Genomic DNA, 20,486 nt, shown 5'->3' with positions numbered 1-20,486 from the left:
GGAAACCCCATGGCTTTTACCGATCCGTTCATCCGCCGCCCGGTGCTCGCCACCGTGGTCAGCCTGCTGATTGTGCTGCTGGGCTTCCAGGCCTGGAGCAAGCTGCCGCTGCGCCAATACCCGCAAATGGAAAACGCCCTGATCACGGTGACCACCGCGTACCCCGGGGCCAACGCCGAAACCATTCAGGGCTACATCACCCAGCCGATGCAGCAAAGCCTGGCCAGCGCCGAGGGCATCGACTACATGACCTCGGTCAGTCGCCAGAACTTCTCGGTGATTTCGATCTACGCGCGCATCGGCTCCAACAGCGACCGTTTGTTCACCGAACTGCTGGCCAAGGCCAACGAGGTGAAGAACAAACTGCCTCAGGATGCCGAAGACCCGGTACTGAGCAAAGAAGCCGCCGACGCCTCGGCGCTGATGTACATCAGCTTCTTCAGCAAGGAGCTGAACAACCCGCAGATCACCGACTACCTGTCGCGAGTGATACAGCCGAAGCTGGCAACCCTGCCGGGTATGGCCGAGGCAGAGATTCTCGGCAACCAGGTGTTCGCCATGCGCCTGTGGATCGATCCGGTGAAACTCGCCGGGTTCGGCCTCAGCGCCAGTGACGTGACCAACGCGGTGCGCCAGTACAACTTCCTCTCCGCCGCCGGTGAGGTGAAAGGTGAGTACGTGGTCACCAGCATCAACGCCAACACCGAACTGAAGTCCGCCGAAGCCTTCGGCAAGATCCCGCTCAAGGTGAGCGGTGACAGCCGGGTGCTGCTCAGCGATGTGGCGCGGGTCGAGATGGGCGCGGAAAACTACAACTCGATCAGTTCGTTCGGCGGTACGCCCTCGGTGTACATCGGGATCAAGGCCACACCCGGTGCCAACCCGCTGGACGTTATCAAGGAAGTACGCAAGATCATGCCGGAGCTGGAAGCCCAGCTGCCGCCCAACCTCAAGAGCGAAATCGCCTACGACGCCACGCTGTTCATCCAGGCCTCCATCGACGAAGTGGTGAAAACCCTGTTCGAGGCGGTGCTGATCGTGATCGTGGTGGTGTTCCTGTTCCTCGGTGCCCTGCGTTCGGTAGTGATTCCGGTGGTGACCATTCCGCTGTCGATGATCGGCGTGATGTTCTTCATGCAGATGATGGGCTACTCGATCAACCTGCTGACGCTGTTGGCGATGGTGCTGGCCATCGGGCTGGTGGTGGACGACGCGATTGTGGTGGTGGAAAACATCCACCGGCACATCGAGGAAGGCAAGACACCGCTGGAGGCCGCGCTCGAAGGCGCCCGGGAAATCGCCATGCCGGTGGTGTCTATGACCATCACCCTGGCAGCGGTGTACGCACCGATCGGCTTCCTGACCGGGCTGACCGGGGCGCTGTTCAAGGAGTTTGCGTTGACCCTGGCCGGGGCGGTGGTGATCTCCGGCGTCGTCGCCCTGACCCTGTCGCCGATGATGTGCGCCATGCTGCTGCGCCATGACGAAAACCCCACGGGCCTGGCCCACCGCCTCGACCTGATTTTCGACAGTCTCAAGCGGCGTTATCAAACCATGCTGCACGGCACGCTCAATACCCGGCCGGTGGTGCTGGTGTTTGCGGTGATCGTGTTGTGCCTGATTCCGGTGCTGCTCAAGTTCACCAAGTCGGAACTGGCACCGGACGAGGATCAGGGCATCATCTTCATGATGGCCAACGCGCCGCAACCGACCAACCTCGATTACCTGAACACCTACACCGACGAGTTCATCAAGATCTTCAAGGAGTTCCCGGAGTACTACTCATCGTTCCAGATCAACGGCTACAACGGCGTCCAGAGCGGCATCGGCGGTTTCCTGCTCAAGCCGTGGAACGAGCGCAGCCGCACGCAAATGGAAATCCTCCCCGAGGTGCAGGGCAAACTCGAGGGCATTCCGGGCCTGCAGATCTTCGGTTTCAACCTGCCATCCCTGCCCGGCACCGGTGAAGGCCTGCCGTTCGAGTTCGTGATCAACACCGCCAATGACTACGAGCTGTTGCTGCAAGTGGCCGACCGGATCAAGAAGCGCGCCATGGAATCGGGCAAGTTCGCCTTCGTCGACCTTGACCTGGCCTTCGACAAACCCGAAGTGGTGGTCGACATCGACCGCGCCAAGGCGGCGCAGATGGGCGTATCGATGCAGGATCTGGGCGGTACGCTGGCGACTTTGCTGGGCGAGGCGGAAATCAACCGGTTCACCATCGAAGGCCGCAGCTACAAGGTCATCGCCCAGGTCGAACGGGTCTACCGCGATAACCCGGACTGGCTGAACAATTACTACGTGAAAAACACCCAGGGCGAACTGCTGCCGCTGTCGACCCTGATCACCGTGACCGACCGCGCACGACCGCGACAGCTCAACCAGTTCCAGCAACTCAACGCGGCCAAGCTGTCCGGGTTCCCGCTGGTGAGCATGGGGGAAGCCATCGACAGCGTGTTGCAGATCGCCCGGGAAGAAGCCCCGGCCGGCTTTGCCTTCGATTACGGCGGCGCTTCCCGGCAGTACGTCCAGGAGGGCAGCGCGCTGTGGGTGACTTTCGCTCTGGCCCTGGCGATCATTTTCCTGGTGCTGGCGGCGCAGTTCGAAAGTTTCCGCGATCCATTGGTGATTCTGGTGACCGTGCCGCTGTCGATCTGCGGGGCGCTGATTCCGCTGTTCCTCGGCTGGTCGAGCATGAACATCTACACCCAGGTCGGGCTGGTGACACTGATCGGGCTGATCAGCAAACACGGGATCCTGATCGTCGAGTTCGCCAACCAGTTGCGCAAGGAGAAGGGCCTCACGCCTCGGGAGGCGGTGGAGGAAGCGGCGGCGATTCGTCTGCGCCCGGTGTTGATGACCACGGCGGCGATGGTGTTCGGCATGGTGCCGTTGATCGTGGCTACCGGCGCTGGTGCGGTCAGCCGCTTCGACATCGGGACGGTGATTGCCACGGGGATGTCGATCGGGACACTGTTTACGCTGTTTGTCCTGCCGTGCGTTTATACCGTGCTGGCGAAACCCGATCCCAAGGCATGACGCAGTAACACGAGCCATGACGCAATAAAAAAGGCCTCGCATTGGCGAGGCCTTTGGCTCTTGTCGAACGATTCAACTCTGCGGCCTCATCCCTTGAGAAAGTCCGAACATGAACAGCAACAGATCATGGTCCGGCTGAGTCGCCACGGCGGCTTTCGCCACCCGTGGCATCGGGCAATGCGGGTCGCTGGCTGATGCGCCAATGACCTGCATGCGTGGCTGTTCCCAGGCCGCCACCGCCAATGATGCAACTGCCAAGGCTCCTACCAGAAACAAACCTCGTGCAATTTCTAGTTTCATCGCTATAAACCTTTGATAGCGCTGCCAAACGCCGTCTCATAAAAGTAGACGAGTTTTTTCCAGTCGGTAGCGCTGAACGACGAGTGGCGGCGCAATTGCTTCATGTCATGGGCGGCCGCGCGATGAGCGGTCAGACGCTGACGGCATTTTTCCAGATCGATCAAAGCGACTTCGACCTTGGCCGATTCACCTTCGCCGGTCACGCTGACAAAGACGTGCTTGATGTAGATGCAACTGTGCTGCCAGCGACCTTTGTGCATGCGAGCCAGGTTTTCGGCGAGGTCCTTGAGCACGCGTTCATAGACGGCTTCGCCATATTGCTCACGACCGCCGGCGGCCACCCATTGCTCAAGCTCCTGAAAGCCATCGAGGGATTTGGTCACCAACAGCGCCCGCCACTTGTGCTGAGGATCGGGTTGAGCACCGCAAAAGACGATTTCTGGCACCCGGACCCCGAGACGGGAAACCCCGGTCAGCGCATCCAGTTCACGCAACACGGTCGGTCGCCCGAACGGATGCAACCAGCTGCGATAAATATGTCCTGTCTGGCGTTTGGCATACAGCAGTTGACCATCGCGTCCCACCACCCGTTGCACACCACTTTCGCCACCACGACGCACGTTGGGTTCTTCCACCCACTCACCGCGCTGGTTCCAGTAGTAGTCGAAGCGGTCCTGGGGAGCGGCTTCCGTTTCTGCTGCAAATTGCACTGCCATCCTCTTACCTCTTGCGTAATACGTAAACTCGCCACATGGCATAGAGCGGAATGAAGTCCAGTTGTTCCTGGATGCGGAATCCCGCGTCTTCGAATTCCTTTTCAACTGTTGCGGCCGGTAACACAAACCGGTTCTGGTAACCCTCCTGCCCACGCTTGCGCTCGGCGCGCTTGCGTTTCCAGGCCTTGAAATTGCCATCGACCCAGAGCGAAATGATCACGCTGTCGCGGGTGACGCGCTCGAACTCGCGCAGAATCGCCCGGCGGTGCTCGGCTTCACCGATGTGATGCAGCAGTCGCATGCAGAAAATGCTGTCGACGGCGTTATCAGGCAAGGCAATGTCGAACGCAGAGGTGTGCAAGGGTTGTACCCGTTTCACCACATCCGCCGGTTGCGCCTGCATGGCGGTCTTGATCATCGACTCGGAGTTGTCCGCCCCAATGATCACCCGGTTGGGTTTTTCCGCCAGCAATGGCCAGAAACGTCCTGCACCGCACGGCAGGTCCAGAACCAGCCCCGGCTCGCCGACAAGGGTCAACGCCTTGCGGGCCAACTGCTGATCCCGCCAGTTGGACAAACGACGCCCCAGACCGTCCTGATGCTTGCGCAAATATTTCTGCGCATGGTTGTCGTCGTACTTTTCGGAAAAATCGAGCTTGATCGGGCCGGCCATCACCAGAACTCCTGAATTACTGATAGCGCCACCTTAAGCAGCGGCGTGTCAGCGTCAGGTCATCCCTTTGTGAAAAAAACGTCATGTAAATCGGCAAACTATTTCAAGGTTATACAGGATTTAGACAGGTTGGAGGCACTCTCGTGTCAGATGCAACGCCCTCAACGCTTGCCCAGATCCACCTCGAAACGGCAGCCATTGGGCTCCATCGTGCTCAACGTGACGCTCCAGCCCTGGTTCTCGCAGATGCGTTGAACCAGTGACAGACCCAATCCCAGCCCTTCTCCGCGCTTTTCGTTGCCGCGGACAAACGGCTGGAACATCGCCTCGCGCTTTTCCTCGGGAATGCCGACGCCCGAATCCTCGACAACGAAACCGTTGGCATTGAGGGTCAAGCGAATGAACCCCTGCTCGGTGTAATGCAAGGCGTTGCGCAGCAAGTTCCCCATCACGGCATTGAGCAGCGTTGCGTTGTAACGGGTGTCGGGCGGATTGCCCGGTTCGAAAATCAGCTGCAAGCCCTTGGATTCGATGGGCTCTCGCCACAGGCACAGCAAACTGTCAGCCACTTGCGAGAGGCTTTGCTGGGGCGCTGCGCCGGCGTCTTCACGTTGGGCGCGAGCGAGCATCAGGAAAGTCTGTACCAGCTCACGCATCTCTTCACTGGCCCGCGCAATGCGCTGAACCTGAGCCTTGCCGCGCTGATCGATGCCCGGATTTTCCAGCAGCAGCTCACAAGAGCTGGCCAGCACCATCAACGGCGTACGCAATTCGTGACTGACGTCGCTGGTAAACAAGCGCTCCCGCGTCAGTGCCTGACGCAAGCGTCCAAGAGTGGCGTCGAACGCCACTGCCAGCTCGCCCACCTCGTCTGCCGCATAATCCGGCGCCAGCGGAGGCGCCAGTCCGAGCAACTGATCGCGATGACGTACCTGGCGGGCCAGCCGCACCACCGGGGCCATCACCTTGCGCGCCAGCACCCAGCCAAGGAACACCGCCAGCGCCAGACTGAGCACAAAGCCCACCAGCACCACGGCGAACAGCACACGCTCGCGCTCTTCGAAATCGCTTTGATCCTGCAGCAGCACATAGCGGCGACCGTCGACCACCTCGACCATCGCGTGGTACGACAGCTGCTCGCGAAAGACTTCATGGAAACCCGAATCCAGGTGTCGCAGGTCCTTGGGCAGCTCGAAGTCGCCCGGCCCGCCGCTGAAGTAGAAGAGTTGATCCGGTTCCGGCCGGTGGCTCCAGTCCGAGACATTGTCCATCAACAGCAGTCGTTGCAGGTCGCCGCCCAGCCCGGCGGAAATCAGTTTTTCCTCGACCAGATGCACGGTCGCGACGATGCCCATGGCAAACGCCCCGGCCACCAGCGCACTCATCAACGCAAAGGCGATGATGATCCGCTGGGCAAGACTTTGCTTAAACTCCATCGCGGCCCTCGGCCAAGCGATAGCCCACGCCATGCACGGTGTGCAGCAACGGTTTGGCGAATGGTTTGTCGATCACCTGACGCAATTGGTGGACATGGCTGCGCAGGCTGTCGCTGTCCGGGCAGTCATCGCCCCACAGCGCTTCTTCGAGAATTTCCCGACGCAGGACATGCGGGCTCTTTTGCATCAGCACCGCCAGCAGTTTCAGGCCGACCGGGTTGAGCTTGAGCAATTTGCCTTCGCGGGTCACTTCAAGGGTATCAAGGTCGTAGCTCAGATCGCCGACCTGCAGGGCCCGGCGACCGCCGCCCTGGGTGCGACGCATCACCGCTTCGACCCGCGCCGCCAGCTCCGACAGCGCGAACGGCTTGACCAGATAATCGTCGGCCCCGGACTTGAAGCCCTGCAAGCGGTCATCGAGCTGGTCGCGGGCGGTGAGCATGATCACCGGCGTATCGCGACGGGCGTCTTCGCGCAGGCGTTTGCACAGGGTGTAGCCGTCGATGCCCGGCAGCATGATGTCGAGCACGATCAGGTCGTAATGCTCGGTGGCGGCCAGATGCAGGCCCGACAGACCGTCCTGGGCGCAATCGACGGTATAGCCTTTGAGCCCCAGGTAATCGGCCAGATTGGCCAGGATATCGCGGTTGTCTTCGACCAATAGAATTCGCATGGGCACCTCCTCCGTACACGGTAGCGGCCGTCTTGGCCCGCGCAGCTTACGGCCAAGTGTGGCTCACGGCTAGGCGCTGGGCAGGTTGATTTGACTTAATTGCACGGATCGCCGGACTTGACGAGTTTTTCACGAGCGGCCGACAAATCGCCGACAGAACCGGGCGCAGACTCACGCGGTTGTGCTTCTTTGAAGACCTTACCGATGAAGGAATTGCCATGGTTTCGATCTCTGCCCGCCCTGCTTCAAGGCCTTTGAATGTATGGCTTTGCCTGGGCATTCCCGCCGTCGCGGCGGTCATTCTGGTGTTGCTGGAGCTGACCGATCTGGACATGGATCTGGCCCGGCTGTTTTACGATCCGGTCGCGGGCGACTTCATCGGCCGGCACAGTTACTTTCTCGAAGACATCCTCCACGATCGCGCCAAACAAGTGGTGATCGCCTTTTCGGTGTTCTCCATCCTCGGGTTCATCGGCGCGTTTTTCATCGAGCGGCTCAAACCGTTCAAGCGTGAGCTGGGCTGCCTGGTGTTGTCGCTGGGGCTGGCCACTTCTTTTGTCACGCCGGTGAAAGCGGTGACAGCGGTGCAATGCCCCTGGAGCCTCGAACAGTTCGGCGGTCACGAAACCTACAGCAAACTGCTGGAGCATCGCCCGCCGACCGACAAGCCCGGTCGTTGCTGGCCGGGTGGTCATGCGGCTACAGGTTTTACCTTGTTTGCGCTGTTCTTCGTGCTGCGTGATCGTCGCCCGCGGCTGGCCCGTCAGGCGTTCATCTTTGCCTTTGCGCTGGGGTTGGTGTTCTCGATCAGCCGGATGATGCAGGGCGCGCACTTCTTTTCCCACAACGTGTGGACGGCGATCTTCTGCTGGCTGATCTGTCTGGGGTCGTATTACTGGATTCTGTATCGTCCGGCAGTAAAGGGTGAAACAGCGACACAGGCCCGTCCGGTCAACGCATGAAACTCTGAAACGCGGGCAATAAAAAACCCCGTCTGCTCACGCAGACGGGGTTTTTCGTTACTGGGTAAGGCTGGCTTACATCATGCCGCCCATGCCACCCATGCCGCCCATGTCTGGCATACCGCCGCCAGCTGCACCTTCTTTCTTCGGTGCGTCAGCAACAGCTGCTTCGGTGGTCAGGATCAGACCGCCGATGGAGGCTGCAGCTTGCAGAGCCGAACGGGTGACCTTGGTTGGGTCCAGGATGCCCATTTCGATCATGTCGCCGTATTCGCCGGAAGCAGCGTTGTAACCGAAGTTACCTTTGCCGTTCTTGACTTCGTTGACGACTACGCTTGGCTCGTCACCGGAGTTGGCAGCGATCTGACGCAGCGGCGCTTCAACAGCGCGACGCAGCACAGCGATACCGACGTTCTGGTCAGCATTGTCGCCGGTCAGTTCGGTCAGGGCTTCCAGAGCACGGATCAGCGCAACGCCACCGCCAGGTACCACGCCTTCTTCAACGGCTGCACGGGTTGCGTGCAGGGCGTCTTCAACGCGGGCTTTCTTCTCTTTCATTTCGACTTCGGAACCAGCGCCAACCTTGATCACTGCAACGCCGCCGGACAGCTTGGCCAGACGCTCTTGCAGTTTTTCACGGTCGTAGTCCGAGGAAGTCTCGGCCACCTGGGCACGGATCTGAGCGATGCGGGCTTCGATGTCGCCTTGAACGCCAGCACCGTCGACGATGATGGTGTTTTCCTTGGACAGGGTGACGCGCTTGGCGCTGCCCAGGTGTTCCAGGGTGGTGCTTTCCAGGCTCAGGCCGATCTCTTCGGAGATCACGGTACCGCCGGTCAGAACGGCGATGTCCTGCAGCATGGCCTTGCGACGGTCGCCGAAGCCTGGAGCCTTGACGGCTGCGACTTTAACGATGCCACGCATGTTGTTCACAACCAGAGTCGCCAGGGCTTCGCCTTCAACGTCTTCGGCCACGATCAGCAGTGGACGGCCGGCTTTGGCTACGGCTTCCAGCACTGGCAGCATTTCGCGGATGTTCGAGATCTTCTTGTCGACCAGCAGGATCAGCGGGCCGTCGAGCTCGGCGACCATGGTGTCCGGCTTGTTGACGAAGTACGGGGACAGGTAGCCACGGTCGAACTGCATGCCTTCTACAACCGACAGTTCGTTTTCCAGGCCCGAGCCTTCTTCAACGGTGATCACGCCTTCTTTACCGACTTTTTCCATGGCTTCGGCAATGATGTCGCCGATGGAGTTGTCGGAGTTGGCGGAGATGGTGCCGACCTGAGCGATGGCCTTGGTGTCAGCGCATGGCTTGGACAGGGCTTTCAGTTCTTTGACGATCGCGATGGTCGCTTTGTCGATACCGCGCTTCAGGTCCATCGGGTTCATGCCGGCAGCGACGGCTTTCAGGCCTTCGTTGACGATCGACTGAGCCAGAACGGTAGCGGTAGTAGTACCGTCACCGGCGTCATCGTTGGCACGGGAGGCAACGTCTTTGACCAGCTGCGCGCCCATGTTTTCGAAGCGATCTTCGAGTTCGATTTCTTTGGCGACGGAAACGCCGTCCTTGGTGATGGTCGGAGCGCCGAAGCTCTTCTCGAGGATCACGTTACGGCCTTTCGGGCCCAGGGTCGCTTTTACCGCGTCAGCCAGAACGTTGACGCCTTTGAGCATCTTGGAGCGAGCGGCATCGCCGAATTTAACTTCTTTAGCAGCCATGATCGATATTCCTTAAATACTTTGTAGTAGCGGGAAAATGAGCGGGGTATCAGCCTTCCAGTACAGCGAGAATCTCGTTCTCAGCCATTACCAGCAGGTCTTCGCCGTCGACTTTCACAGTGTTGCTGCCGGAGTAAGGACCGAACACAACCTTGTCGCCGACTTTAACGGCCAGCGGACGCACTTCACCGTTTTCCAGAGTTTTGCCCGGACCTGCAGCGACGATCACACCGTGGTTGGCCTTTTCAGCAGCCGAACCTGGCAGGACGATACCGCCAGCGGTTTTCTTTTCTTCTTCGCTGCGACGGATAACGACGCGGTCATGCAGAGGACGAAGCTTCATTGTCGATCTCTCCTAATTGTGGTTTTCATCGGCCGGTGTAGTCCCGGCGGGTTTAACGAATCCGGCCTGCGCCGGTTGCGGCTCGTCGAGCGAACCGCGGAAGTCTGTCCGACTCATATGCCGGAACCTTGCGGTGACCGATACATAAGGGCGCATAAGCTGATTACAAGGGTTGAGGACAAAAAAATTTCATGCAGGCTGGCTGAATTCGTCCCATAAAAGAACACGGCACCCGAAGGTGCCGTGTCGATGCAGAAGTTACTTGCTGTCGCGGTGTTCGAATTCGCCTTCGATCACATCACCTTCGCGGCCAAGAGGCTGGCGCGGTGCAGGACCGCCGCGAGGTTGAAGATCATCGGCGAACGCTCGCTGGCGCATGGCCTGTTCTTCGGCGCGCTGACGCATTTTGTTGGCGACCAGTCGGCGACTGAACGGCAACAGCAGCACCAGACCGACCACGTCGCTGATGAAGCCCGGCAGGATCAACAGGCCACCGGCCAGGGCCAGCATCAGGCCTTCGAGCATGGTCTGCGCAGGCAGCTCGCCGCGGTTAAGGCTTTCACGGGCACGCAGTGCGGTGGCCAGCCCGGCGACGCGCAGCACGAACACGCCGAACATCGAGCCGAGAATGATCAGCAGCAGGGCCGGGAAAAATCCGATCGATCCTGCCACTTTGACGAATACGAACAGCTCCAACACCGGGAACAGCAGAAAGAGCAACAAAAAAGGGCGCATCAAAGTTTCCTCAACGCAAGAAATGCCTTGCAGTAAGCCTTAGATGACGTCGCCCTTTCGTGAATTCAAGCGTCGGCCACCGCATTTTTTGGCCAGACCTCGGCGTGAGCCAGAGAAACCAAGGCCTCGCGCACTTGTATCGGCGTATGACAAGGCGCTTGAAACGGCAGCCAGTACAGCGCCTGACCGATGCGCAAGTGCATGCCTTCGGTGTCGATCCCGGCCAGTTGCGCCGGTACGGTTTTCGGCAGACCGGCGAGGTCGACGTAATGGGCGATGGCCTTGGCGTGGTCGCTGTTCATGTGCTCGACCATGCTGACTTCGGCCTTGCCGGCGAACGGGTTGGCCAGGGTCAGGTGATCGACCCAATGGATCGCGCCGAAGCCGCCGATGTAGCGATGACGCACCGGTTTGAGCACCCAGAAATCGAAATCGTGGGCCGTGTGGTAATTCTGCGAATCGGGGAAATAACGGTAATAGCGATCGGCGGCAGCTTCGATGGCGGCAGCGTCTTCGAGTTTTTCCGCCTCGGCCAGGTAGGTCAGGCGACCAACGGCTTGCACATCGTCAGCCTCGCGCTCGCCCACCAGCAGCGAGCATTTCGGATCTTTCTGCAGATTGTGAGTGTGCTGGGCGATGCGGCTGATCAGGATCAGCGGCCGGCCCTGGTCGTCCAGGCAGTAGGGAACCACGGAGCCGAACGGAAAACCGGGCATCGATCTGGAGTGGGTCGACAGCACGCCACGGTATTCCTTGAGAAGCAATTCTCGGGCATTCTTAGCCACTTCAACGCTCAATTTATGACTCCTTAAATAGAATCCGTCGACAAAACGGACAGGCGCATGGGTTTTGTCCCACTCGCCATCGGGCAGTTCTCATGTGCAACAGGCTGCTGGCCGGTGCAGATCGAGAGGCTACCTGTAAGGACCACTCTGACCTGCTCTCGGGGGCATGCGAATGCAACTCAACGACAAAGTAATCATTATCACTGGCGGTTGCCAAGGCTTGGGCCGCTCGATGGCCGAGTATTTCGCGGGCAAGGGCGCGAAGCTGGCGCTGGTCGACCTGAATCAGGAAAAACTCGATGACGCAGTCGCAGCCTGCAAGGCCAAGGGTGTCGAGGCACGCAGCTATCTGTGCAACGTCGCCAACGAAGAGCAGGTGACGCACATGGTCGCTCAGGTCGCCGAAGACTTCGGCGCGATCCACGGCCTGATCAACAACGCCGGGATCCTGCGCGACGGGCTGCTGCTCAAGGTCAAGGACGGCGAGATGACCAGGATGAGCCTGGCCCAGTGGCAGGCGGTGATCGACGTCAACCTGACCGGCGTGTTCCTCTGCACCCGTGAAGTGGCGGCGAAAATGGTCGAGCTGAAGAACAGCGGCGCGATCATCAACATCTCGTCGATCTCCCGCGCGGGCAACGTCGGCCAGACCAACTACTCCGCCGCCAAGGCTGGCGTCGCTGCGGCGACCGTGACGTGGGCGAAGGAACTGGCGCGCTACGGCATTCGCGTGGCCGGTATCGCTCCGGGCTTCATCGAAACCGAGATGACCCTGGGCATGAAGCCTGAAGCGCTGGAAAAAATGACCTCGGGCATTCCGCTCAAGCGCATGGGCAAGCCGGAAGAGATCGCCCATTCGGCGGCGTACATCTTCGAGAACGACTACTACACCGGCCGGATTCTGGAGATGGACGGCGGGTTGCGTATCTGACCCCTGCCGCGCAATGAAAAACGCCCCGGTGCACAGGCACCGGGGCGTTTTTGTTTAAACCGCAGGCATCAATCGTCGCTGATGGTGATGTTCGGCATCGCCGGCGAGGCTGCTTCCTGCAACACGATCCGCGCGCCGACGTGGCGGGCCAGTTCCTGATAGACCATGGCGATCTGGCTGTCCGGCTCGGAAATCACCGTCGGCTTGCCGCCATCGGCCTGTTCGCGGATCAGCATCGACAGCGGCAACGAAGCCAGCAGCTCGACGCCGAACTGGGTCGCCAGCTTCTCGCCACCGCCCTCACCGAACAGATGCTCGGCATGACCGCAGTTCGAGCAGATGTGCACGGCCATGTTTTCCACCACGCCCAGCACCGGAATGTTGACCTTGCGGAACATCTCTACGCCTTTACGTGCGTCGAGCAGCGCCAGATCCTGCGGTGTGGTGACGATCACCGCGCCAGCCACCGGGACTTTCTGCGCCAGGGTCAGCTGGATGTCGCCGGTGCCTGGCGGCATGTCGATGACCAGATAATCCAGGTCGCCCCAGGCGGTTTGCGTGACCAGTTGCAGCAGCGCGCCGGAAACCATCGGCCCGCGCCAGACCATCGGTGTGTTGTCGTCGGTCAGGAACGCCATCGACATCACTTCCACGCCATGGGCCTGCAGCGGCACGAACCATTTCTGATCCTTGACCTGCGGACGGGTGCCCTCGGGAATGCCGAACATGATGCCCTGGCTCGGGCCATAGATATCGGCATCGAGAATCCCGACCTTCGCGCCTTCGCGGGCCAGTGCCAGGGCCAGGTTGGCAGCGGTGGTGGACTTGCCCACACCGCCCTTGCCGGAGGCCACGGCGACCACGTTCTTGACGTTGGCCAGCCCCGGGATCTGCGCCTGGGCCTTGTGCGCGGCGATCACGCTGTTGACCTCGACCTTCGCAGTCACCACGCCGTCGAGATTTTCGATGGCCAGTTGCAGCAATTGCGCCCAGCCGCTCTTGAACAGACCGGCGGCATAACCGATTTCCAGCTGCACGCTGACGCGATCACCGGTGATTTCGATGTTGCGCACGCAACCGGCGCTGACCGGATCCTGGTTCAGGTAAGGGTCGGTGTATTGGCTGAGGACGGCTTCCACCGCTGCGCGAGTGACGGCACTCATGGGCAACTCCGATAACAAGACTGGGAAAAGATGGCGGGTATCCTACCCCTTCTGTCCTCCGGACGGCATGTCCGGCAACGATTTGCAGAGGTGAAATATCTTTCCCGGCGCTTTATAGTGGCCGACCTCCGTTTCATCAAGTAGCGAAGCCCCACATGTCCGAACCACGCAAGATTCTCGTCACCAGCGCCCTGCCCTACGCCAACGGTTCGATCCACCTTGGCCACATGCTGGAATACATCCAGACCGATATGTGGGTGCGCTTCCAGAAGCATCGCGGCAATCAGTGCATTTATGTCTGCGCCGACGACGCCCACGGTTCGGCGATCATGCTGCGCGCGGAAAAGGAAGGCATCACCCCGGAACAACTGATCGCCAACGTCCAGGCCGAACACAGCGCCGACTTTGCCGAGTTCCTGGTGGACTTCGACAACTTCCACTCCACTCACGCCGAAGAAAACCGTGAGCTGTCGAGCCAGATCTACCTGAAGCTGCGTGACGCCGGGCACATCGCCCAACGTTCGATCACCCAGTATTTCGACCCGGAAAAGAAAATGTTCCTGGCCGACCGCTTCATCAAGGGCACCTGCCCGAAATGCGGCACCGAAGACCAGTACGGCGACAACTGCGAAAAATGCGGTGCGACCTACGCGCCGACCGATCTGAAGGATCCGAAATCGGCAATCTCCGGCGCCACCCCGGTGCTCAAGGATTCCCAGCACTTCTTCTTCAAGCTGCCGGACTTCCAGGAAATGCTGCAGGGCTGGACCCGCAGCGGCACCCTGCAGGACGCCGTGGCCAACAAGATCGCCGAATGGCTGGACGCCGGCCTGCAACAGTGGGACATCTCCCGCGATGCGCCGTACTTCGGTTTCGAGATCCCGGGCGAGCCGGGCAAGTACTTCTACGTGTGGCTGGACGCGCCGATCGGCTACATGGCCAGCTTCAAGAACCTGTGCAACCGCACGCCGGAGCTGGACTTCGACGCGTTCTGGGGCAAGGACTCCACCGCCGAGCTGTACCACTTCATCGGCAAGGACATCGTCAACTTCCATGCCCTGTTCTGGCCGGCGATGCTTGAAGGCGCAGGTTTCCGCAAGCCGACCGGGATCAACGTGCACGGCTACCTGACCGTCAACGGTCAGAAGATGTCCAAGTCCCGCGGCACCTTCATCAAGGCCCGTACCTACCTGGATCACCTGTCGCCGGAATACCTGCGCTACTACTACGCCGCCAAGCTGGGCCGTGGCGTGGACGACCTCGACCTGAACCTCGAAGACTTCGTGCAGAAGGTCAACTCCGACCTGGTCGGCAAAGTCGTCAACATCGCCAGCCGTTGCGCCGGTTTCATCCAGAAAGGCAACGCCGGCCTGCTGGTGGACACCAACGCCGCACCGGAACTGACCGAAGCATTCCTGGCTGCTGCGCCAAGCATCGCCGACGCCTATGAAGCCCGCGACTTCGCCCGTGCCATGCGCGAAACCATGGCGTTGGCCGACCGCGCCAACGCCTGGATCGCCGACAAGGCGCCATGGTCGCTGAACAAGCAGGAAGGCAAGCAGGATGAAGTCCAGGCGGTCTGCGCCACGGCGATCAACCTGTTCCGCCAGTTGGTGATCTTCCTCAAACCGGTGCTGCCAGTGCTGGCCGCCGATGCCGAGACGTTCCTCAACGTCGCTCCGCTGACCTGGAACGACCACACCACGCTGCTGGCCAACCACCAGTTGAACGAATTCAAACCGTTGATGACCCGCATCGACCCGGTGAAAGTGCAAGCCATGACCGACGCCTCGAAAGAAGACCTGACCGCCAGCCAGACCGACACCGGCGCCGCCGCACCTGCCGGCAATGGCGAACTGGCCAAGGATCCGCTGTCGCCGGAAATCGACTTCGACACCTTCGCCGCCGTCGACCTGCGCGTGGCGCTGATCGTCAAGGCCGAGCACGTGGAAGGCGCGGACAAGCTGCTGCGTCTGACCCTCGACATCGGTGACGAGCAACGCAACGTGTTCTCGGGGATCAAGAGCGCTTATCCGGATCCGTCGAAGCTCGACGGTCGCCTGACCATGATGATCGCCAACCTCAAGCCACGGAAAATGAAGTTCGGCATCTCCGAAGGCATGGTGATGGCGGCCGGCCCTGGCGGTGAAGAAATCTACCTGCTGAGCCCGGACAGCGGCGCCAAGCCGGGTCAGCGCATCAAGTAAGGTTCTGCCCTGACAGATCCCACAGGCGTGCTCCGTGCGCCTGTGGGATTTTTCATATCTGGCCCGCCCTCCCCGGCTGCCGGATAATGCCTAACCTTAAGTGACACACGCCCGTTCCTGCCGGCAGAACCATGACCGAACTCGTGCTTACGCTCTTCAGTGCTGCGCTGATCAACAACTTCGTGTTGCACTGGCCGCTGGGCGTCGATCCGCTGCTGGCGGGCGAACGCCGTCAGGTGCATGCGCTGGGACTGGCAACGTTGTGTCTGATGCTGATTGTCGGCGTGGCGGGTTATGCGATCTGGCATTGGCTGCTGGTGCCGATGCAACTGGAATTCCTGCGGCAGTTTGTGTTTCTGCCGTTGAGCGTCCTGCTTATCGCGCCGTTGCTGAAGCTGTTGGCACATTGGCGACCCACGCTGCCATTCGAAGGTTTGTGGCCGCTGCTGCTGGGCAATGCCGGTGTGCTGGGGCTGACGCTGATCAACGCGCAAACGGATCAAGGCCTGTTACGTGCGACAGCGCTGAGCCTTGGCGCCGGTCTGGGTTTCTGGCTGGTGTTGAGCCTGTTCAGCGATTTGCGCGAACGCACGGCCGACAACGATATTCCCCTGCCCTTTCGTGGCCTGCCGATCCTGTTGATCGGCGCCGGACTGATGGCCGTGGCTTTTCTCGGATTCAGTGGACTGATCAAAACATGAGTCTGATTCAACGCATCGATGCCTTGCTGCCGCAGACCCAATGCGGCAAGTGCGGCCATCCCGGATGCAAACCCTACGCTGAAGGCATCGCCGACGGCGAGCCGATCAACAAGTGCCCACCGGGTGGCGACGAAACCATTGCGGCGCTGGCCGAACTGCTGAAAATCCCGGTGCTGGAACTGGACATCAGCCGTGGTTCGGCGCCGCCGCAAGTGGCCTACATTCGCGAGGCCGAATGCATCGGCTGCACCAAATGCATCCAGGCCTGCCCGATCGACGCGATCGTCGGCGCGGCAAAACTGATGCACACCGTCATCATCGACGAATGCACCGGTTGCGATCTGTGCGTAGCGCCCTGCCCGGTCGACTGCATTGAGATGCACCCGCTGCCGCTGGGCACGCTGCCGGTGGTCGGTGGGCTGGCCGCCAGCCTTGAAGAACAGCAGGCTCGTGCGGCCAAACGCGATCACGCCCGCCAGCGTTTCGAACGGCGCAACGCTCGCTTGCAACGCGAAGAACAGCAGAAGCAGGCCGAACGCGAAGCCCGGGCGCAGCGCGCGGCCCAGGCCGAAGCCACCGCCACCACACTCGATCCAGTGCAGGCGGCGCTGGAACGGGTGCGTGCGCAAAAAGCCGCGACCGCCGATGCAGCGTTGAAAAAAGCCAAGATCGACGTGGCCATGAGTCGGGCGCAATTGAACAAGTCGCTCAAGGCATTCGGTCATCCGCCAACCTTCGATCAGCAATCGCAACTGATCGTCCTGCAACAACAGTTCGAAGCGGCCGAACAGGCACTGGCGAAGCTGGAAAGCAGCGCGGCACCCGCGCCGGTCGTGGCCGCTCCGGCGAAGGACGCCGATCTGAAGCGGGCAAAAATCCAGTTGGCAATGCGCCGCGCCGAGCTGAAAAAAGCGCAAACCGCGGAGGCTCCGCCAGCCGAGATCGCCGCGCTGGAGCAAGCGCTGCGTGACGCCGAACAGGCCCTGCACAACGCCGAAGCCGCCAGCGATCAACCGGCGCCCGAGCTTGTGCGTGTCGAAAAACGGCCGATCGACGACCAGCTGCGTCAGCTGAAAACCGAACTGGCCTACGCTCGTGCCGATCTGAACAAGCTGCAACGGCGCGAAGGCACATCCGCCGACATCCTCGAAAAGGCCCGTGCTCGCCTGCAAGAAGCAGAGCGGCTGGTACAAGCTCATGTCAGCCATTGAAACCAGAGACGAGCGCCTGCAACAGGCAATGAAGCTGGTGTTGCTGGCGACATTGCCGGGATGGCTGGCGTTGTTCTGGTTTTACGGCTGGGGCGTGTCGATCAACCTGATCCTCTCCGTCGGCACGGCGCTGGCTGTGGAAGCTGCGGTGACACATCTGCGCCGCCAGCCATTGCAAGCTACCTTGACCGATGGCAGCGCGGTCGTCAGCGCCACGCTGCTGGCAATTGCCCTGCCGCCTTATTGCCCGTGGTGGCTGACGGTCACGGCGATCGCCTCGGGCCTGCTGCTGGGCAAACATCTGTACGGGGGCGTGGGCCGAAACCCGTTCAATCCAGCCATGCTCGGCTTTGCCCTGGCGATGGTCATGTTCCCGCAACCGATGACCCACTGGCCCGCCCATGGCATGGGTCTGGCGGCGGCTTTTGGCCAGGTGTTCAATCCGGGCTCACAGCCGGATGCCTGGGTTCAAGCCACCGCGCTGGACAGTTTGCGCATCAATAAAAGCCTGACCATGGACGAACTGTTTGCCGCCAATCCGGCATTCGGTCGCGTTGGCGGGCACGGCGTTGAGTGGGTGAACCTGGCGTTCCTCGCCGGCGGCCTGTTCCTGTTACAGCGTCGGGTGTTTGGTTGGCAGGCGCCGGTCGGCATGCTCGCCAGCCTGTTTGTGATCAGCCTGTTGTGCTGGAACGGTTCGGGATCCGACTCCCACGGTTCGCCACTGTTTCACCTGCTGAGCGGCGCGACCATGCTTGGCGCATTTTTCATCGTCACTGAACCGGTATCGGGCGCCAGGAGTCCACTCGCCCGTCTGCTGTTCGGCGCGGGCGTGGGGCTACTGACGTACGTGATCCGCACCTGGGGTGGTTATCCGGACGGCGTGGCGTTTGCGGTGCTGTTGATGAACCTTTGCGTGCCGGCGCTGGAGCGCTTTGCGATGGCCCGTCAGGCGCGGGTAACAACATGAACCGGACGAACAGCCTGATCACACTGTTGTTGATAAGCGCGCTGGGCATCGGCGTGACGTGGCTGGTGCAACGCAGCAATGCGCCGCAGATCGCCGCCGAACAGCGTCTGCGTGAGAGTCGTAAATTGCTGGACGTGCTGCCGGTCGACGCTTACGACAATCAGCCGCTTCAACAACCTCTGACGCTGACCGACATCAACCTGAGCCATAGTCAGCTGCTGGGCGGTTATCGGGCGAGCAAAAACGGACAACCCGTGGCAGTCCTGTTGCGCAGCCAGACCCAAGGTTACGCTGGCAATATCGAGTTGCTGATTGCCATCGACGCCAAGGGCCGATTGCTCGGCGTGAAAACCCTTGAGCAAAACGAAACGCCTTCGCTGGGCGGGCATATCGGCGACTGGCCAAATAGCTGGCTTCAGACCTTCAGCGGAAAATCACTCAGCCAACCGCCAGATGCCGGATGGGCCTTGAAGAAGGATCAGGGGCAATTCGACCAGATCGCCGGGGCAACCATTACATCTCGCGCGGCGATCAATGCCATCCACGATGCCCTGCGCTACTTCGATGAACACCGGACGGCCCTGATAGGGAGCGCGTCATGAACACGTCAGCGACACTGTCGAATTCAATGATGCTGGTGCTATTGATCGGAGCCAGCGACTCCGTGGCGGGTGCGCTGACGACGCTGTTGATATTCGCGGTTGTCGTGGGCGTTTACGGTTTGTGCATGGCACCGCTACGCTCGCGTCTGAGCAGCCAGAGCCTGTTGCCGGTCAGTCTGGTGCTGGCCGCGACGCTGACGGGCTGCGCCGATATTTTCCTGCAACGCAGTGCAATGCAGTGGCATCAACTGATCAGCCTTTATGTTGGGCTGATTGGCTTGCAATGCGTCGTGCTGGAGCACAATGGATTCTTTCGCCAGCCTGTCCGCGCACCGCTGAACCTGTGTGGCCTGTTTGCCGCGCTGATGGTTGTGCTCGCGGTATTGCGTGAGCTGATCGGGCAGGGCAGCATCGGCCATCACCTGTCGGAACACTGGCAAGGCTTGATTCTGTTCAGCGAAGGCCTGCATTTCGCGACGCTGGCGCCCGGCGCCTTCATATTGCTTGGACTGTTACTGGCCGCCCGTCAGGCCTGGACTCGCCCTGCCGCCCTACCCGAGGAAACGCATCACCCATGAATGCCGCAAAACGTCTGGAGATCTTCCGCAGGCTGCACGAGGACAACCCCGAGCCCAAGACCGAACTGGCCTACTCCTCGCCTTTCGAACTGTTGATCGCGGTGATTCTGTCCGCGCAGTCGACGGATGTCGGGGTGAACAAAGCGACGGCCAAGCTGTTCCCGGTGGCGAACACGCCGGCAGCCATTCATGCCTTGGGCGTTGAAGGTCTGTCCGAATACATCAAGACCATCGGACTCTATAACAGCAAAGCCAAAAACGTGATCGAGACCTGCCGCCTGCTGGTCGAGCTGCACAATGGTGAAGTACCACAGACGCGCGAAGAACTGGAAGCCTTGCCCGGTGTTGGCCGCAAGACCGCCAACGTGGTGCTCAACACCGCGTTCCGCCAGTTGACCATGGCAGTGGACACCCACATCTTCCGGGTCAGCAACCGCACCGGCATTGCACCGGGTAAAAATGTGGTCGAGGTGGAAAAAAAACTGATGAAGTTTGTGCCAAAAGAATACCTGCTCGACTCGCACCACTGGCTCATTCTTCACGGGCGCTACGTGTGCCTGGCACGCAAACCCCGTTGTGGCAGCTGTCGGATCGAAGATTTGTGTGAGTACAAGCACAAGACTTCAGACGATTGAGCGGCTATTGGAATTATTGATTTATCGATTGAAAAAATCTTTTTTACCATCGGCGGGAATATCGATATAAGGAGCGCCAACGGCAGTCTTAGCCTGGAGTTGAC

Annotated in this window: 20 protein-coding genes; 10 read left to right on the top strand and 10 right to left on the bottom strand. The window is 60.4% G+C overall.

Annotated features, from left to right (window positions below; genetic code table 11):
• The first annotated feature begins 9 nt into the window (after positions 1-9).
• Positions 10-3,039, top strand: coding sequence for a multidrug efflux RND transporter permease subunit (locus CAF77_RS13950; protein WP_085654783.1), 3,030 nt, complete (start codon positions 10-12; stop codon positions 3,037-3,039).
• 72 nt (positions 3,040-3,111) lie between these two features.
• On the opposite strand, the gene CAF77_RS13945 is transcribed toward CAF77_RS13950, so the two are convergent.
• From CAF77_RS13945 to colR, 5 genes are all read right to left on the bottom strand, one after another.
• Positions 3,112-3,339, bottom strand: a complete 228-nt coding sequence (locus tag CAF77_RS13945; protein ID WP_011335717.1) for a hypothetical protein — start codon at positions 3,337-3,339, stop codon at positions 3,112-3,114.
• Between the two features lie 2 nt (positions 3,340-3,341).
• Positions 3,342-4,055: a lipopolysaccharide kinase InaA family protein gene (locus CAF77_RS13940; RefSeq protein ID WP_085654781.1), complete on the bottom strand. Its 714-nt coding sequence runs from the start codon at positions 4,053-4,055 to the stop codon at positions 3,342-3,344.
• Between the two features lie 4 nt (positions 4,056-4,059).
• Complete coding sequence (locus tag CAF77_RS13935) at positions 4,060-4,728, bottom strand: class I SAM-dependent methyltransferase (RefSeq protein ID WP_064383819.1); 669 nt, start codon at positions 4,726-4,728, stop codon at positions 4,060-4,062.
• A 161-nt stretch (positions 4,729-4,889) separates the two neighbouring features.
• Entirely contained in the window at positions 4,890-6,164 is a 1,275-nt protein-coding gene (locus tag CAF77_RS13930) for a HAMP domain-containing sensor histidine kinase (protein WP_064383820.1), read from the bottom strand.
• Positions 6,154-6,837 carry a two-component system response regulator ColR gene (colR, locus tag CAF77_RS13925; protein ID WP_007953224.1) on the bottom strand — a complete coding sequence of 228 codons (684 nt, stop codon included), beginning with the start codon at positions 6,835-6,837 and terminating at the stop codon, positions 6,154-6,156. Before colR ends, CAF77_RS13930 begins: the two co-directional genes overlap by 11 nt.
• 218 nt (positions 6,838-7,055) lie before the next feature.
• Between colR and CAF77_RS13920 the strand changes: the two genes are divergently transcribed.
• Positions 7,056-7,799: a phosphatase PAP2 family protein gene (locus CAF77_RS13920; RefSeq protein WP_085654778.1), complete on the top strand. Its 744-nt coding sequence runs from the start codon at positions 7,056-7,058 to the stop codon at positions 7,797-7,799.
• Between the two features lie 75 nt (positions 7,800-7,874).
• On the opposite strand, the gene groL is transcribed toward CAF77_RS13920, so the two are convergent.
• The 4 genes from groL to CAF77_RS13900 form a co-directional block, all read right to left on the bottom strand.
• Positions 7,875-9,521: a chaperonin GroEL gene (groL, locus tag CAF77_RS13915; protein WP_064383822.1), complete on the bottom strand. Its 1,647-nt coding sequence runs from the start codon at positions 9,519-9,521 to the stop codon at positions 7,875-7,877.
• A gap of 49 nt (positions 9,522-9,570) precedes the next feature.
• Positions 9,571-9,864, bottom strand: coding sequence for a co-chaperone GroES (locus CAF77_RS13910; protein WP_064383823.1), 294 nt, complete (start codon positions 9,862-9,864; stop codon positions 9,571-9,573).
• A 258-nt stretch (positions 9,865-10,122) separates the two neighbouring features.
• Positions 10,123-10,599, bottom strand: a complete 477-nt coding sequence (locus CAF77_RS13905; RefSeq protein WP_039765871.1) for an FxsA family protein — start codon at positions 10,597-10,599, stop codon at positions 10,123-10,125.
• Between the two features lie 65 nt (positions 10,600-10,664).
• The gene (locus CAF77_RS13900; protein WP_085654776.1) at positions 10,665-11,396 is read right to left on the bottom strand and encodes a HugZ family protein; all 732 of its coding nucleotides are present in this window, start codon (positions 11,394-11,396) and stop codon (positions 10,665-10,667) included.
• A 160-nt stretch (positions 11,397-11,556) separates the two neighbouring features.
• On the opposite strand from CAF77_RS13900, the gene CAF77_RS13895 reads away from it, so the two are divergent.
• Positions 11,557-12,315: an SDR family oxidoreductase gene (locus CAF77_RS13895; protein WP_085654774.1), complete on the top strand. Its 759-nt coding sequence runs from the start codon at positions 11,557-11,559 to the stop codon at positions 12,313-12,315.
• A 68-nt stretch (positions 12,316-12,383) separates the two neighbouring features.
• On the opposite strand, the gene apbC is transcribed toward CAF77_RS13895, so the two are convergent.
• Entirely contained in the window at positions 12,384-13,478 is a 1,095-nt protein-coding gene (apbC, locus tag CAF77_RS13890) for an iron-sulfur cluster carrier protein ApbC (RefSeq protein WP_064383825.1), read from the bottom strand.
• Between the two features lie 155 nt (positions 13,479-13,633).
• Here apbC and metG point away from each other — a divergent pair, with 155 nt between their 5' ends.
• The 7 genes from metG (at position 13,634) to nth (ending at position 20,382) form a co-directional block, all read left to right on the top strand.
• Positions 13,634-15,685 carry a methionine--tRNA ligase gene (metG, locus tag CAF77_RS13885; protein ID WP_085654773.1) on the top strand — a complete coding sequence of 684 codons (2,052 nt, stop codon included), beginning with the start codon at positions 13,634-13,636 and terminating at the stop codon, positions 15,683-15,685.
• A gap of 131 nt (positions 15,686-15,816) precedes the next feature.
• Positions 15,817-16,386: an electron transport complex protein RnfA gene (locus CAF77_RS13880; protein WP_085654771.1), complete on the top strand. Its 570-nt coding sequence runs from the start codon at positions 15,817-15,819 to the stop codon at positions 16,384-16,386.
• On the top strand, positions 16,383-17,597 hold the full coding sequence (gene rsxB, locus CAF77_RS13875; protein ID WP_085654769.1) for an electron transport complex subunit RsxB: 1,215 nt from the start codon (positions 16,383-16,385) through the stop codon (positions 17,595-17,597). The genes CAF77_RS13880 and rsxB overlap by 4 nt, the downstream gene beginning before the upstream one ends.
• On the top strand, positions 17,584-18,567 hold the full coding sequence (locus tag CAF77_RS13870) for an RnfABCDGE type electron transport complex subunit D (RefSeq protein ID WP_064383829.1): 984 nt from the start codon (positions 17,584-17,586) through the stop codon (positions 18,565-18,567). Before rsxB ends, CAF77_RS13870 begins: the two co-directional genes overlap by 14 nt.
• Positions 18,564-19,169 carry an RnfABCDGE type electron transport complex subunit G gene (locus CAF77_RS13865; RefSeq protein WP_064383830.1) on the top strand — a complete coding sequence of 202 codons (606 nt, stop codon included), beginning with the start codon at positions 18,564-18,566 and terminating at the stop codon, positions 19,167-19,169. The genes CAF77_RS13870 and CAF77_RS13865 overlap by 4 nt, the downstream gene beginning before the upstream one ends.
• Complete coding sequence (locus tag CAF77_RS13860) at positions 19,166-19,747, top strand: Rnf-Nqr domain containing protein (RefSeq protein ID WP_064383831.1); 582 nt, start codon at positions 19,166-19,168, stop codon at positions 19,745-19,747. The genes CAF77_RS13865 and CAF77_RS13860 overlap by 4 nt, the downstream gene beginning before the upstream one ends.
• Positions 19,744-20,382: an endonuclease III gene (gene nth / locus CAF77_RS13855; protein ID WP_085647251.1), complete on the top strand. Its 639-nt coding sequence runs from the start codon at positions 19,744-19,746 to the stop codon at positions 20,380-20,382. Before CAF77_RS13860 ends, nth begins: the two co-directional genes overlap by 4 nt.
• Positions 20,383-20,486 lie beyond the last annotated feature (104 nt).

Source organism: Pseudomonas sp. R15(2017) (assembly GCF_002112685.1).
Taxonomy (GTDB): Bacteria; Pseudomonadota; Gammaproteobacteria; order Pseudomonadales; family Pseudomonadaceae; genus Aquipseudomonas; species Aquipseudomonas glycinae.
Note: the sequence above shows the minus strand (reverse complement) of the source record. Positions and strands in the feature narration are given on the sequence as shown.

Coding starts and splice junctions, on each gene's coding strand:
- CAF77_RS13950 (WP_085654783.1), top strand. CDS start 10: ATGGCTTTTACCGATCCGTTCATCCGCCGCCCGGTGCTCGCCACCGTG.
- CAF77_RS13945 (WP_011335717.1), bottom strand. CDS start 3,339: ATGAAACTAGAAATTGCACGAGGTTTGTTTCTGGTAGGAGCCTTGGCA.
- CAF77_RS13940 (WP_085654781.1), bottom strand. CDS start 4,055: ATGGCAGTGCAATTTGCAGCAGAAACGGAAGCCGCTCCCCAGGACCGC.
- CAF77_RS13935 (WP_064383819.1), bottom strand. CDS start 4,728: ATGGCCGGCCCGATCAAGCTCGATTTTTCCGAAAAGTACGACGACAAC.
- CAF77_RS13930 (WP_064383820.1), bottom strand. CDS start 6,164: ATGGAGTTTAAGCAAAGTCTTGCCCAGCGGATCATCATCGCCTTTGCG.
- colR (WP_007953224.1), bottom strand. CDS start 6,837: ATGCGAATTCTATTGGTCGAAGACAACCGCGATATCCTGGCCAATCTG.
- CAF77_RS13920 (WP_085654778.1), top strand. CDS start 7,056: ATGGTTTCGATCTCTGCCCGCCCTGCTTCAAGGCCTTTGAATGTATGG.
- groL (WP_064383822.1), bottom strand. CDS start 9,521: ATGGCTGCTAAAGAAGTTAAATTCGGCGATGCCGCTCGCTCCAAGATG.
- CAF77_RS13910 (WP_064383823.1), bottom strand. CDS start 9,864: ATGAAGCTTCGTCCTCTGCATGACCGCGTCGTTATCCGTCGCAGCGAA.
- CAF77_RS13905 (WP_039765871.1), bottom strand. CDS start 10,599: ATGCGCCCTTTTTTGTTGCTCTTTCTGCTGTTCCCGGTGTTGGAGCTG.
- CAF77_RS13895 (WP_085654774.1), top strand. CDS start 11,557: ATGCAACTCAACGACAAAGTAATCATTATCACTGGCGGTTGCCAAGGC.
- apbC (WP_064383825.1), bottom strand. CDS start 13,478: ATGAGTGCCGTCACTCGCGCAGCGGTGGAAGCCGTCCTCAGCCAATAC.
- metG (WP_085654773.1), top strand. CDS start 13,634: ATGTCCGAACCACGCAAGATTCTCGTCACCAGCGCCCTGCCCTACGCC.
- CAF77_RS13880 (WP_085654771.1), top strand. CDS start 15,817: ATGACCGAACTCGTGCTTACGCTCTTCAGTGCTGCGCTGATCAACAAC.
- rsxB (WP_085654769.1), top strand. CDS start 16,383: ATGAGTCTGATTCAACGCATCGATGCCTTGCTGCCGCAGACCCAATGC.
- CAF77_RS13870 (WP_064383829.1), top strand. CDS start 17,584: ATGTCAGCCATTGAAACCAGAGACGAGCGCCTGCAACAGGCAATGAAG.
- CAF77_RS13865 (WP_064383830.1), top strand. CDS start 18,564: ATGAACCGGACGAACAGCCTGATCACACTGTTGTTGATAAGCGCGCTG.
- CAF77_RS13860 (WP_064383831.1), top strand. CDS start 19,166: ATGAACACGTCAGCGACACTGTCGAATTCAATGATGCTGGTGCTATTG.
- nth (WP_085647251.1), top strand. CDS start 19,744: ATGAATGCCGCAAAACGTCTGGAGATCTTCCGCAGGCTGCACGAGGAC.